The sequence below is a fragment of the Sulfitobacter sp. SH24 genome (assembly GCF_965641895.1).
Classification (GTDB): Bacteria; Pseudomonadota; Alphaproteobacteria; order Rhodobacterales; family Rhodobacteraceae; genus Sulfitobacter; species Sulfitobacter dubius.
The window spans coordinates 781,090-794,115 of sequence record NZ_OZ282575.1; the positions used below are offsets into that span (position 1 = coordinate 781,090).

11 protein-coding genes are annotated in these 13,026 nt (G+C 60.1%); 6 read left to right on the forward strand and 5 right to left on the reverse strand.

Annotated features, from left to right (window positions below; translation table 11 throughout):
- The first annotated feature begins 42 nt into the window (after positions 1-42).
- The 6 genes from ACSQ16_RS06325 (at position 43) to ACSQ16_RS06350 (ending at position 7,185) form a co-directional block, all read left to right on the forward strand.
- Positions 43-1,014, forward strand: coding sequence for an ABC transporter permease (locus ACSQ16_RS06325; protein ID WP_093928298.1), 972 nt, complete (start codon positions 43-45; stop codon positions 1,012-1,014).
- Positions 1,011-1,850: an ABC transporter permease gene (locus ACSQ16_RS06330; protein ID WP_243261288.1), complete on the forward strand. Its 840-nt coding sequence runs from the start codon at positions 1,011-1,013 to the stop codon at positions 1,848-1,850. Before ACSQ16_RS06325 ends, ACSQ16_RS06330 begins: the two co-directional genes overlap by 4 nt.
- On the forward strand, positions 1,847-3,469 hold the full coding sequence (locus ACSQ16_RS06335; RefSeq protein ID WP_243261287.1) for an ABC transporter ATP-binding protein: 1,623 nt from the start codon (positions 1,847-1,849) through the stop codon (positions 3,467-3,469). The genes ACSQ16_RS06330 and ACSQ16_RS06335 overlap by 4 nt, the downstream gene beginning before the upstream one ends.
- Before the next feature lie 39 nt (positions 3,470-3,508).
- Positions 3,509-4,255, forward strand: a complete 747-nt coding sequence (locus ACSQ16_RS06340; RefSeq protein ID WP_243261286.1) for an SDR family NAD(P)-dependent oxidoreductase — start codon at positions 3,509-3,511, stop codon at positions 4,253-4,255.
- 154 nt (positions 4,256-4,409) lie between these two features.
- A complete protein-coding gene (locus ACSQ16_RS06345) occupies positions 4,410-4,880 on the forward strand; it encodes a (2Fe-2S)-binding protein (RefSeq protein WP_067940853.1) in 471 nt (156 codons plus the stop codon).
- Positions 4,873-7,185 (forward strand): molybdopterin cofactor-binding domain-containing protein, encoded by a 2,313-nt coding sequence (locus tag ACSQ16_RS06350; RefSeq protein WP_435988714.1) that lies wholly within the window; start codon positions 4,873-4,875, stop codon positions 7,183-7,185. The genes ACSQ16_RS06345 and ACSQ16_RS06350 overlap by 8 nt, the downstream gene beginning before the upstream one ends.
- Positions 7,186-7,280: 95 nt before the next feature.
- On the opposite strand, the gene ACSQ16_RS06355 is transcribed toward ACSQ16_RS06350, so the two are convergent.
- The 5 genes from ACSQ16_RS06355 to ACSQ16_RS06375 form a co-directional block, all read right to left on the reverse strand.
- Positions 7,281-8,957 carry an amidohydrolase gene (locus ACSQ16_RS06355; protein WP_243261284.1) on the reverse strand — a complete coding sequence of 559 codons (1,677 nt, stop codon included), beginning with the start codon at positions 8,955-8,957 and terminating at the stop codon, positions 7,281-7,283.
- 77 nt (positions 8,958-9,034) lie between these two features.
- Positions 9,035-10,054 carry an ABC transporter substrate-binding protein gene (locus ACSQ16_RS06360; RefSeq protein WP_243261283.1) on the reverse strand — a complete coding sequence of 340 codons (1,020 nt, stop codon included), beginning with the start codon at positions 10,052-10,054 and terminating at the stop codon, positions 9,035-9,037.
- Positions 10,055-10,074: 20 nt separating this feature from the next.
- Entirely contained in the window at positions 10,075-10,878 is an 804-nt protein-coding gene (locus ACSQ16_RS06365) for an ABC transporter permease (RefSeq protein ID WP_093928306.1), read from the reverse strand.
- Complete coding sequence (locus tag ACSQ16_RS06370; protein WP_243261282.1) at positions 10,871-11,782, reverse strand: ABC transporter permease; 912 nt, start codon at positions 11,780-11,782, stop codon at positions 10,871-10,873. Before ACSQ16_RS06370 ends, ACSQ16_RS06365 begins: the two co-directional genes overlap by 8 nt.
- 3 nt (positions 11,783-11,785) lie before the next feature.
- A complete protein-coding gene (locus tag ACSQ16_RS06375) occupies positions 11,786-12,859 on the reverse strand; it encodes an ABC transporter ATP-binding protein (RefSeq protein WP_243261281.1) in 1,074 nt (357 codons plus the stop codon).
- Positions 12,860-13,026 lie beyond the last annotated feature (167 nt).

Genomic DNA, 13,026 nt, shown 5'->3' on the forward strand with positions numbered 1-13,026 from the left:
GGTGGCCCGGACAAATCTTAGAACAAGAACGGGGCGGATAGCGTGATACGTTTCATATTGGGCAGGTTGATCAAGGCAGTGTTTATCCTGCTGGCGATCCTTGTCTTCAATTTCCTGCTGATCCATGCGGCACCGGGTGACCCTGCGGCGGTCATGGCGGGCGAAGCCGGGGCGGCGGATGAGAAATTCCTTGCAGACCTGCGGGCGCGTTTCGGGCTGGACCAGCCGCTCTACATGCAGCTGTGGCTCTATATCAAAGGCGCGGTGCAGCTTGATCTGGGCTATTCCTTTCGCCAGCAGATGCCGGTGGCCGAGATGATTGGCGACCGCCTGCCAGCGACGCTTTTGCTGACCGGCGTGGCCTTCGTGCTGTCGTTGGTGCTGGGCGTAACTGCCGGCGTCGCGGCCTCTGCCCGGCAGGGGCGGTGGGGTGACACGCTGATCTCCACCTTCGCGCTGCTGTTTTACGCGACACCGTTGTTCTGGGTGGCGCTGATGGCGACGCTGGTGTTCTCGGTCTGGCTCGAATGGTTGCCGGGTTTTGGGTATTCGACCATCGGGGCGGGCTATACCGGTATGGCCCATGTGCTTGACGTGGCGAAACACCTTGTCCTTCCGGCCAGTACCTTGGGCCTGTTCTTCACGGCGATTTATATGCGCATGACGCGGGCCTCGATGCTGGAAGTTTCGCGGCTCGATTTCGTCAAAACTGCCCGCGCCAAAGGGTTGACCCGCGGCGTGATCCAACGGCGGCACATCCTGCGCAATGCGCTTTTGCCGGTCATCACGCTTGCGGGGCTTCAGGCGGGGCAGATCTTTGGCGGGGCGATCCTGACCGAGACCGTTTTCGCATGGCCCGGCATTGGGCGGCTGATGTTCGAGGCGATCAACCAGCGGGATTACAACGTGATCCTCGGGGTCTTTTACATCTCGGCGGCCATGGTGCTGCTGTTCAACCTGATCACGGATGTCATCTATGTCATTGTTGATCCGCGGATAAGGCTGACGACATGATGAGCTTTTGGAAACGTTTCAGCTATAACCGTGGCGCGGTGATCGGTCTGGTCATCCTGACCTTCGTCGTGGCCGCCGCTATCCTCGCGCCTATCCTGTTCCCGCAAAGCCCGTGGAAAATGGTGCAGCGTCCCTTCCTGCCGCCGTTCACCCAAGACGGGCTGCTTCTGGGTACAGATGCGCTTGGCCGTAATGTGCTGGCGGGGCTGGCTCATGGCGCTTATGTGAGCCTGCTGGTCGGCTTAGTCTCAACCATCGTGGCGCTGGCGATCGGCGTGCCGGTCGGTGCGGCGGCGGGGTATTTCGCAGGCCGGATCGACGACGCGCTCATGCGGTTTACCGAGTTCTTTCAGACCATCCCCAGCTTTGCGCTGGCGATCGTGCTCTTGGCGATTTTCCAGCCCAGCCTGACCTTTGTGATCATCGCGATCTCCATCGTGTCATGGCCCCCGGTGGCGCGTTTGGTGCGCGGCGAAGTGCTGTCGCTCAGGACCCGCGAGTTTGTCGAAGCGGCGAGCCTGTCCGGCCTCGGCAACCTTCAGATCATCACCCGCCACATCCTGCCCAACGCACTGCCGCCGATCATCGTGCTGGCTTCGCTCATGGTGGCGCAGGCGATCCTGTTGGAAAGTTCGCTGTCCTTTCTGGGGCTGGGCGATCCGAACATCATGTCTTGGGGCTATATGATCGGGGCTGCACGCACCGTGATCCGCACCGCATGGTGGCTGTCCTTCCTGCCGGGCATGGCGATCCTGTTGACCGTGCTGGCGCTGAACCTGATCGGCGAAGGCCTGAACGACGCGCTGAACCCGCGATTGACGAGGAAATCCGAATGACCCTGCTTAGCATCCGTGATCTGTCTATCGCTTTGCCCATGGGGGCGGATCGGCTCTATGCCGCGAAGGACATCAACTTCGACCTCGCACCGGGAGAGATCCTCTGCATCGTGGGCGAAAGCGGGTCTGGCAAATCCATGTCGGCCAATGCGGTGATGGGGCTGCTGCCGCAGGGGGTTGTGCCCGACAAGGGCAGCATCACCTTTGACGGGCAATCGATCCTTGGCCTGTCTGAGAAAGAGATGCTGAGCCTGCGTGGCAGCCGCATTTCGATGATCTTTCAAGAACCCCTCAGCGCGCTGAACCCGCTGATGCGTGTCGGCGCGCAGATCGCTGAGGTGTTTGAGGCACATGGCGCGCTTGCCAAGGCCGAACGCCGTGCCCGTGCGCTGAAGCTTTTGGAAGAGGTGGGCATCCCCGACCCCCAAGCGGCGATCCGGGCCTATCCTTTCCAACTGTCGGGCGGGCAGCGACAAAGGGTCATGATTGCGATGGCCTTGGCGCTCGAGCCTGACATCCTGATCGCGGATGAGCCGACCACGGCGCTCGATGTGACCACACAGGCGCAGATCCTCAAACTCATCGAAGACCTGCGCCGCAAGCGCGGTATGGCAGTGATCTTTATCACCCATGACTTTGGCGTGGTGGCCGATATCGCCGACCGAGTCATCGTCATGAAAAAGGGTGAGATCGTTGAGTCTGGCCCGGCGCAAGAGGTGCTGTTGAAGCCCCAGCACCCCTATACCCGCGCCCTGATCGACGCGATCCCCCGGCTGACCCAGAGCGAGGCACCTGAGCCAATCGACCGCACAGCATTGCTAAAAGTCGAAGGGTTGCAAAAGACCTTTTCGACCGGCTCTGGCACGCTCTTCGGCAAGCGCCGCGTGGTGAAGGCCGTGCAGGACGTGAGCTTTGACCTCTACGCAGGCGAGACGATTGGCATCGTCGGAGAGTCCGGGTCGGGCAAATCCACCGTCGGGCGCTGTCTGGTGCGTCTGCTCGATCCTGATGGCGGCAGGGTGTTGATGGACGGCGTCGATATCGCGGATATGTCAGGCGCGGAACTGCGCGCGCAGAGGCGCAAGTTGCAAATGATTTTCCAAGACCCGTTTTCGTCACTCAACCCCCGCGCCCGCGTGTCCCGCATCCTCACCGAGGGGCTAATCGCCTATGGCACGCCGGATAAAGAGGCGAAGGCCAAAGCGCGTGAACTGCTGGAACTAGTTGGGCTGGACGAAAGCGCGATGAAACGGTTCCCGCACGAGTTCTCCGGCGGGCAGCGGCAACGGATCGGCATTGCCCGCGCGCTGGCGCTGGAGCCGTCGATCATCATCGCGGATGAGGCCGTATCGGCTCTCGACGTCTCCATTCAGGCGCAGGTGCTTGATCTGCTGGCGGAGTTGAAGACCCGGCTGAACCTGTCGATGCTTTTCATCACCCATGACCTGCGCGTCGCTGCGCGGATTTGTGACCGGATCATCGTCATGCAAAAGGGCCAAATCGTCGAAGCCGGGCCGGTCAGCAAAGTGTTGCACGACCCCGATACCGCCTATACGCGCAGCCTGCTCGACGCTATTCCGGGGCAGGATTATGAACGCGCGCTGGCGGCTGCCGACTAGGGCGCTATTTCAGGCGTTACGCCAGATTTGGATCAAGCGATGGATACTGCGGTTCACGACCAAAAGACGCTGCTTTTGACAGGGGCGAGCCGGGGCATCGGCCATGCCACGGCCAAGGCTTTCGCAGGCAAGGGCTGGCGGGTGATCGGCTGTTCGCGTCAAGCGTTTTCGCCCGAATGCCCTTGGCCCGGAGGGGCGCAGGACCATGTTCAGGTCGATCTCAGCGATCCCAACCAGACGATCGAGGCCGTCGCGCAGGTCAAGCGGCTGCTGAACGGCAACCCCCTGCACGCATTGGTCAACAATGCGGGCGTGTCTCCCAAGGGTGAAGATGGCGCGCGGCTCAGCACGCTCGACACCGATCTGCGGACATGGGGGCAGGTGTTTCATGTGAATTTCTTCGCCTCCGTGGTGCTGGCGCGGGGGCTTCAGGATGAACTGTCTGCCGGGCGCGGGTCGGTGGTGAATGTGACCTCCATCGCCGGGTCGCGGGTGCATCCTTTTGCCGGGGCGGCCTATGCGACCTCAAAGGCGGCGCTCGCCGCACTGACGCGCGAGATGGCTCATGATTTCGGCCCCCTCGGCGTCAGGGTCAACGCCATTGCACCGGGCGAGGTGGACACGGCAATCCTCAGCGAAGGCACCGATAAAATTGTGCAGACCATTCCGCTGCGCCGTCTTGGTCAGCCCGATGAGGTCGCGCGGGCGATCTATTTCCTGTGCAGCGAGGAAAGCTCTTACGTCTCTGGGACCGAAATTGAGGTGAACGGCGGGCAGCACGTCTGAGGCCACACGCGCGCGCCTTCGTTCTGACAATTCCGTGATGACGTCAATCTGGCGCTGTGCCTGCGCTGCATTAGACTTATGTACAGCTCCTCACGTCAGGGCAGCTATACGCGCGCTCCCCTCAGGCAAATCATACCCCAAGGGACACCACTTCATGATAAAATTCGAATTGAACGGGCGGCAGATCTCTGTCGACGCAGACCCGGACATGCCCCTACTGTGGGCGATCCGCGATGAAATCGGTCTTACCGGCACCAAGTTTGGCTGCGGCATCGGGGCCTGCGGCGCTTGTACCGTGCATATCGACGGCACCGCGACACGGTCTTGCATCACCTATCTCGCGGATGTAGAGGGCCTGTCGGTCACCACGATTGAAGGGCTGGACGAAGAGGGCAAGCACCCGGTTCAAGAAGCATGGCGCAACCTGCGCGTACCGCAATGCGGCTACTGCCAGTCGGGCCAGATCATGCAGGCGGCCTCGCTGTTGCAAGACACGCCCAACCCCAGCGATGAAGACATCGACGCGGTGATGACCGGCAACCTTTGCCGTTGCATGACCTATCCCCGTATCCGCCAAGCCGTGCGCGACGCCGCCACCGCAATGGGAGGCTCCGACAATGGCTAATCTGATGTCCCGCCTGAAAGGCTCCGACAATCAATCGCAAATGACCCGCCGTGGGTTTTTGGTGTCCATGACCGCCGCTGGCGTTGCCTTTGGCTTCCCACAAGCGTCGAACGCCGCGATGAACCCCGCCGTGCCAGATGGCACGCCGATCACTCCGAACGGCCAGCCGTTTGAGCCGTCGATGTGGTACTGGATCGACGCCGATGGTCAGGTCAACGTCAACATCATTCGCGCCGAAATGGGCCAGCACGTCGGCACCGCCATCGCGCGTATTCTGGCGGATGAGTTGGAAGTCGCTTGGGAGAATGTGCACATCACCCATGTCGACACGGCTGAGAAATGGGGCCTGATGGTCACCGGCGGCAGCTGGTCGATCTGGCAAAGCTGGCCGGTCTACCGTCAGGCAGGCGCTGCCGGGCGCACTGCGCTAATCGAAGCGGCGGCGGCCAAATGGGGCGTCGATGCCTCTGGTCTGACCGCGCGCGACGGTGCCGTGACCGATGGCACGCAAAGCATCAGCTATGGCGATCTGGTGGCCGAAGGGCTCGACCGGAGCTTTACCGAAGATGAATTGGCAGCCCTGCCGCTGAAACCCCATGCCGATCTGCGGCTCGTAGGTCAGGATGTGCATCCGCTTGATCTGGATACCAAGACGACCGGTCAGGCGATCTATGGTCTGGATGCCAAGGTCGACGGCATGGTCTACGGCGTTCCGATGCTGCCGCCGACGCGCTATGGCTCCAAGGTTAATTCAGTCGATGACAGCGCCGCGAAAGAGGTCAAAGGCTATCTTGAAACCGTGGTGCTGGATGACCCGTCGGGCACCGTGCCGGGCTGGGTTGTGGTGTTGGGCAAAACGCTCCACGCCGCGCGGATGGCCACCTATGAGATCAGCGTCGATTGGACAGCGGGCGAGACGGCCGATGTCTCCGAAGACGATATCCAAGCCCGTTCGCGCGAGTTGATCGGAAGCGACGCCGGGTCGATCCTGCACACTGAACAGCCCGAGACCAGCGCCGTTTTCGACGCCGCTGCCGAGACGCTGGAGGCCGAGTACACCACGCAATCCGTGTTGCACTTCCAGATGGAGCCGGTGAACGCGACCGTCTTCCAGAACGCCGATGGCATCTGGGAAACGCATGCGGGCAACCAGTGGCAATCGCTGATCCTGCCTACGCTGTCCACGGCGCTTGAGGTACCTGCCGACAAGATCGTGATGCGCAGCTATATGCTGGGCGGGGGCTTTGGCCGTCGTTTGAATGGTGATTATATCGTGCCGGCCGCGCTGGCCTCAAAGGCTGTCGGCAAGCCCGTCAAGCTGGTCTTCTCCCGCGAGGAAGACGCCCAGTTCGACAGCATCCGCTCGCCTTCGGTGCAAAAACTGCGCATGGCGTTTGACGATGCCAAAGCCGTCACAGGCATGGAACACCACGCCGCCGCCGGTTGGCCGACGCAGGTGATGGCGCCGGGCTTCATGCCCAAAGGTGTCAACGAAGAGCCTTACGACCCCTTTGCAATCGACGGGGCCGATCACTGGTACACCGTCGGCCCGCACCGCGTGCGGGCGATCTCGAACGATTTGGCGAATGCGACCTTCCGCCCCGGTTGGCTGCGCTCGGTCGGGCCGGGCTGGACCAACTTTGCCGTGGAAAGCTTCATGGATGAAGCCGCGCATAAGATCGGCGCCGATCCGTTGCAGTTCCGTCTGGATCACTTGAAGGCCGAAGGCATCAACGCGGGCTCTGCGCCCAATGCGGTAGGTGGGGCGTCGCGTCAGGCGGCTGTCTTGCAGCGCGTGGCAGAGATGTCGGGCTATGGCAAAACCGACCTGCCCGAGGGCACGGCAATCGGGATCGCCACCACCTTTGGCCAGTCGCGGACCATGCCAACTTGGACCGCAGCCGCGGTCAAACTGGCGGTGGATGCCGAAACGGGCGAGGTCGCTGTCGAGAAGATGTGGCTGGCGTTCGATTGTGGTACGGTTGTCGACCCCGACGGGGCGCGCGCGCAATGCGAAGGCGCGGCACTTTGGGGCCTGTCCATGGCCCTGCACGAAGGCACGCGGATCGAAGATGGCAAGGTTGTCGACCTTAACCTCGGCTCCTACACGCCGCTGCGGATGGTCGACGTACCAGATGTCGAAGTCGCGTTCGTGGACAGCACGGAAGTGCCTGTGGGTCTTGGCGAGCCGGGCACCACGGTCATTGCGCCTGCCATCGCCAATGCGATCTTCAACGCGACGGGCGCACGGGTTCGGCATTTGCCGATCACCCCAGATGCGATCCTTGCTGCGCTGGAAAGCTGAAAAACAACAGACGGGCGCGACATGTCGCGCCCGTCTCATCGCTCAGCCGATCAATAGGTTGCTTTCGCGCATGTCGGACCGTTGGGCTTTTATACTCATCTCTGAAACGTCACCTCACCGCCCATGATGGTGGCACGGGCTTCGGCTTCGGTAATGTTTTCGGGTGCCAATCGCGTCAAATCGTGGCTCAGCACGGCCACATCGGCGTCCATGCCGGGTTTAAGCCTGCCGCGCCTGTCTTCAGCAAACTCAACCCAAGCATTGTCGCGGGTATAGCTCGCGAGCGTGTCTGTCAGGCTCTGGCTCTGATCCGCCCATTCTTTACCAAGATCCAGTGGCGCAATCGCGGCTTTGATGCTGCGCATGACGTCTACGGGGATCACTGGCCAATCGGTTGAAAAGACGACTTTCGCGCCGCTTTCACGGATCGACTGCCACGCATATGCGCCGGGGATTTGGTCGGGGTGCAGATAGTTTGTGACCCCCTCGGGTGGAAAGATGTGGCCGCGCGGCGCGTGACCGGGCTGCAGCGAAGCGACGATGCCCAACTCAGATAGGCGGGGCAGGTCGTCGAGATGCATCACTTCGATATGTTCAACCCGGTGGCGGCTGTCGCGTGTGCCATTGGCCTTTTGTGCGGCCTCAAAGGCATCAATGGTGCGCCGTACGGCAGCGTCACCGATCGCATGGACCGCAATTTGAAAGCCGAGCCGATCGGCCTCCGCGCAGGCCGCGACAAAATGTTCTTGGGTAAAGACCTCATCGCCAGTATTGCCACCTGCACCCAGATCGCCGGGGTAGGGGCGTAGCATCAGCGCGGTGCCGCTTTCGATCACGCCGTCGATGAACATTTTTACATGGATGCAGCGCAGTTTGTCGCCTTGGTAATCGGCGCGCATGGAGGGGGCTTCGTGGCCGATCCGCTCAACGGGGTCGGTGCCTCTAAGGTGAAAGGGCACGGTGCAGCGGCAGATCAAACGACCTTCGGCCTCAAGCTCGGACAGCAGTTCAAGCTGGTAGCGGTTGCCATCCATCAGGTGCAGGCCGGTGATGCCTTGCGCGGCGCAATGGGCAAGGCCACGGGCGATGACATCTTTGTCCATCTCGCGTTGCTGTGCGGTCGCGGGCGGCACCGGGTCTTTGCCGCTTGTCAGTCCCAGCATATCGCGCCCACCGTGGCGGGTGAGGGCAAGGACCGGACTATAGGCACCGGGTTCCAGCAACTCACCGCTTGCCAGTCCATCCGCGCCCATCACGATCTCTGAGCCCGCATCGACCTCGCCCCCTTCAAGCAGCCCTGCGGCCTTGAGCGCGGTGGTATTGGCCCAGACGGTGTGATGGTCGGGCGCGAACATGGCAAGGGGGCGGTCGGGCAAGATGGTGTCCAGATCCTGCCGCGTCAGCGTGCTGCCGGTGCCAAGAATGCCGTAGTCTGCCATCACGCAAAACAGCAGTTTGTCATCGGGATTGGCCTTGGCATAGGGCAGGATCAGACGGCGCATCTCGTCCAAACCTTTGACGCCATAAAGGTTGAGGTATTCCAGCTCGACCGAGCCACCAAAGAGATGCACATGGCTGTCGATAAATCCCGGCAACACGGTGCCGCCCTGTGCGTCGATGACGCGGGTTTCGGCTCCAATCTGGGCCATCACCTCGGCGTCAGTGCCGACATGGGTGATCTTACCGCCTGAAATCGCGAGCGCCTCAGCTTGGGGTTGGGCCTCATCGAAGGTCATCAAAGCCCCGTTGTGGATGACGATTTCTGCCGGCATGGGGGAGGTTCCTTTGTCTTGAATGGGGCCGTGGAGGTGCAGGCGGACCGAAGACCGCCTGCACCCGTGTGACGCGATTACTTCTGAAGGTCAGTCCAGATCGCGGTGTAGAGCTTTTGCGCCTCGGGTGGGCAGACCTTGGCGACGTAGGCAGCAGCCTTCAGCTCCTCCGGAACCACAACCTCGGGCGCGTTTTTCATGTCTTCGGGCATGAACTCTTCCGAGCCTTTGATGCCGTTCGCATAGCGCGCGAACTCAGACAGCATCGCAGCGTTTTCCGGGTCCATCACGAAATTGAGGAAGGTTTTCGCCTCTTCCACATTGGTCGCATCGGCAAGGATTGCCGCATTGTCCATCCAGACGGGGTAGCCTTCTTGCGGGTAACCAAAGGCGATGTCTTCGTTCTGGTTGCGTGCCCGGAAGGACGCGCCGTTCCAGTTCACCCCGGCGGCGAGGTCACCCTTGGCGTATTTCTCGATGTTGCCATAGTCCATCGACAGCCAGTTCGGCTTGGCCGCGCGCAGGATGTCGCGGACCTCTTTCAAGACCTCTTTGTCGGCGGTGCATTGATCGCCGCCCGCATAGTGGATCGCCATGCCCATGACGTCGTTCATTTCCGGCACCACGTTGATCTTGCCTTTCAACTCTTCAGGCGGGTCAAAGATCACGGCGGCGGTGTTGATGTCACCGCTATAAACTGCGGTATTGACTGTCACACCAACGGTGCCCCACTGCCACGGCACGGTGTAATTGCGGCCCGGATCGAATTCGACATCAACCCACTGCGGGTCCATGTTTTTGAAGTTCTCCATCTCGTTAGGCTTGCTCTCCATCAGCAGCCCTTCACCGATGAAGATCGGCACATAGGTGCCTGAGGGCACAACGATGTCAAAGCCATGACCACCCGCCTTGATCTTGGCCAGTGCGGTGTCGTTGCTGTCATAGTCGGTGATGGTGACCTTGATGCCGGTCTCTTTCTCGAACTTCTCGATCATTTCCGGGCTGGTGTAATTGCCCCAGTTGTAGAGGTTCAGCTCCCCTTCGGCCAAGGCTGGCCCGGCAAGGATAAGGCCGATCGCTGTCAGTGTCTTTTTCATCTTAAGCTCCCTTTGGTTGATTATTTTTTGGTTCTGCTGAGCAGGGTATAGGCGATCACCATCAAGACAGAGATCATCAACAATACGGTCGAAATCGCGTTGATCTCTGGCGTCACCACCCGCCGTAATTGGCCCAGCATGTAAGTTGGCAGCGTATCCTGCCCGGCGGATTTAACAAACTCGGTTATCACCACATCATCAAGGCTGATGACGAATGCCAGCATCGCCCCGGCAAGGATGCCCGGCCAAAGTTGCGGCAGTGTCACCCGGCGAAAGACTTGAAAGGGTGTGGCGTAAAGATCGGCTGCGGCTTGCTCGAGGCTGAGGTCCATCCCCTGTAACCGTGCGCGGATCGGCAGGTAGGCGAAAGGGATGCAAAAGGCCGAATGCGCGATGATCAGATACATCAGACCGGTGTAGCCGGTGGCGACCTTGATCGTGGCAAAGAAGATAAGCAGCGCCACGGCTGTCACAATCTCGGGCACCATGAGAGGTTGGTGGATCAGCGCAAAGATCGCGGTTTGCCCACGGAATTTGCGGTTGCGGGTGGTGGCGAGTGCCGCAAGAACCGCGGCCGTCGTCGCGATGGCGGCAGCAGACAGCGCGATAATCAAGCTGCGCACCGTCGCCTCTTGCACCATCTCATTGTCCCAAGCCGAGACATACCAGCGCCAAGAGAACCCCTCCCAAATCGCGACGGAAGTGCCTGCGTTGAAGGAATAGACCACCAAGAGCACGATGGGCATGTAAAGCATGACGAAGCAGGTCATGGCGATGCCGGAAAAACCCCTGAGCTTGCGAATGTCAAAACCGCGTTTAGCCATGTTTCACCTCCTCATTCCCCGCGGCGCGGACATAGGCCAGAAGGGCCACCATCACGATCGCCAGCAGGGTGATCGACAGCGCAGCGCCCAAAGGCCAGTTGCGTCCCTGTCCGAACTGCAATTCAATCAGATTGCCCAGCATCAACTGGTTGCCACCGCCCATGACGCGCGGTGTCACATAGGCACCCAGCGACGGCACCAGCACGAGGATTGACCCCGCGATCACCCCCGGTTTGACCAGTGGCAGGATCACCCGGCGCAGCACGTTGAACCGAGTCGCATAAAGATCATACCCCGCCTCAACGAACCGGAAGTCCAACCGCTCAAGTGAAGCATAGATCGGCAAGACCATCAGCGGCAGATAGACATAGACCATGCCAAGGATGATCGAGAACTCAGTGAATAGCATCTGGATCGGCTCATCAATGATGCCCAGAGCCATCAGCACAGTGTTGATCGTGCCCTCGTTGCGGATCAACTCCAGAATGGCAAAGGTGCGGATCAGCAAGTTTGTCCAGAACGGGATGATGATCAGCAGCATCCAGAATTCGCGCTGTTTCTTGGGCCGTGTCGCGATGAAATAGGCCGTCGGAAAGCCAAAGAAGAGACAGGCGATTGTGGTCAGGACGGACAGTTTGACCGACCGCCACAGAATGCTGAGATGCGCATCCGACCAGCCGAGCGTGTCATCAAAAATGTCGCGCTGCATCAAGACGCCAAACCATGCGTCGGTCGAAAATTTCCACTCCACGCCGCCGTAATCGCCGGGGGTGAGGAAGGAATAGAACAGCGTAATGAGCAGTGGGCCACTGGCGGCAAAGATCAGGATGATCAGCGCCGGGGTCAGCAGCAGCCAGCGGTTGCGTGCAGCGCGTTGCGAGACGGTGTTGGATAGCTCTGCCATGGCTTAATCCCTCAACACTTGGGCGGCCCCGGCGGGGAAGGTCAGCCCGACCCGATCACCGGTTGCAAAATCATTGCCATCGGCGGGGGAATTTTGGCGCCGCAGGACAAAATCGCTGCCATCGTCGAGGGTGACATGGAAATGCGTATCGGTCCCAAAATAGACAACTTCGCGCAACGTCCCGGCAAGCAACCCCGCGCCATCGTCGGTCAACTCAGCGTGCTCTGGTCGCAGGGCCAACGTGACCTTGCCTTGGGCCCCATCGCGCGCGTGTGCATCAACCTCTTGCCCCGAGGAGAGACGCAGACGCGTGACCTCGCCGCTGTTAGAGATCACCTCGGCCGGTAGGAAATTCGTATCACCAATGAAATCAGCGACGAAACGATCAGCGGGGCGATCATAAATCTCGCGGGGGCGGCCAATCTGACGAATGGCACCGTTCGACATGACCGCGATCCGGTCTGACATGGTCAGTGCTTCTTCTTGGTCATGGGTCACAAAGATAAAGGTGATGCCGGTTTCAGTCTGCAGGCGCTTCAACTCTAACTGCATCTGTTTGCGCAGCTTAAAATCCAGCGCGCTGAGCGGTTCATCCAGCAATAGGATTTTGGGGCGGGGAGCCAAGGCGCGGGCCAGCGCCACACGCTGTTGCTGCCCGCCAGAGATTTGCCCGGTCTGACGGTCGGCGAGATGAGACATCTGCACCAGTTCCATCATCTCGCCCACTGTCGCTTTGACAGATGCTTTGGGTGTGCCAAGCATTTGCAGCCCAAAAGCGATGTTTTCCGCCACGGTCATATGCGGGAAAAGCGCGTAGTTTTGAAAGACAGTATTGATCGGGCGTTTGTAAGGGGGCGCGTCAAGCAAGCTTTCCCCAAACATGTCCAGCTTGCCTGAGGTCGGATGCTCAAACCCCGCGATCAGCCTCAGCAGAGTCGTTTTTCCACAGCCTGATGGCCCTAGCAGCGTGAAAAATTCATTGTCCTGAATCTCAACGTCAATACTTGCCAATGCTTCTACCGGCGGATTGCCGGGATATACCTTGCGCAGTGATTGTGCGGTGATTGCCTTGGTCATTGAACCCCCTGTCAGTTCGGCCTGCGATATTTGATCAAACAAGCGCATACCCGCATGATTGCGGCAATGGGCGTGACAATATATACCCCCACTGGGGTAGTAAATTTGACCATATTACCCGAAATGTGAGTATTTTTTGAGCGATAATCTGACAATAAGCGAGGTTT

Bases quoted from the DNA above. Each gene is read 5' to 3' on its own strand.
- ACSQ16_RS06375 (WP_243261281.1), bottom strand. From the start codon at position 12,859: ATGACCAAGGCAATCACCGCACAATCACTGCGCAAGGTATATCCCGGC.
- ACSQ16_RS06340 (WP_243261286.1), top strand. From the start codon at position 3,509: ATGGATACTGCGGTTCACGACCAAAAGACGCTGCTTTTGACAGGGGCG.
- ACSQ16_RS06345 (WP_067940853.1), top strand. From the start codon at position 4,410: ATGATAAAATTCGAATTGAACGGGCGGCAGATCTCTGTCGACGCAGAC.
- ACSQ16_RS06355 (WP_243261284.1), bottom strand. From the start codon at position 8,957: ATGCCGGCAGAAATCGTCATCCACAACGGGGCTTTGATGACCTTCGAT.
- ACSQ16_RS06330 (WP_243261288.1), top strand. From the start codon at position 1,011: ATGATGAGCTTTTGGAAACGTTTCAGCTATAACCGTGGCGCGGTGATC.
- ACSQ16_RS06335 (WP_243261287.1), top strand. From the start codon at position 1,847: ATGACCCTGCTTAGCATCCGTGATCTGTCTATCGCTTTGCCCATGGGG.
- ACSQ16_RS06370 (WP_243261282.1), bottom strand. From the start codon at position 11,782: ATGGCAGAGCTATCCAACACCGTCTCGCAACGCGCTGCACGCAACCGC.
- ACSQ16_RS06365 (WP_093928306.1), bottom strand. From the start codon at position 10,878: ATGGCTAAACGCGGTTTTGACATTCGCAAGCTCAGGGGTTTTTCCGGC.
- ACSQ16_RS06350 (WP_435988714.1), top strand. From the start codon at position 4,873: ATGGCTAATCTGATGTCCCGCCTGAAAGGCTCCGACAATCAATCGCAA.
- ACSQ16_RS06360 (WP_243261283.1), bottom strand. From the start codon at position 10,054: ATGAAAAAGACACTGACAGCGATCGGCCTTATCCTTGCCGGGCCAGCC.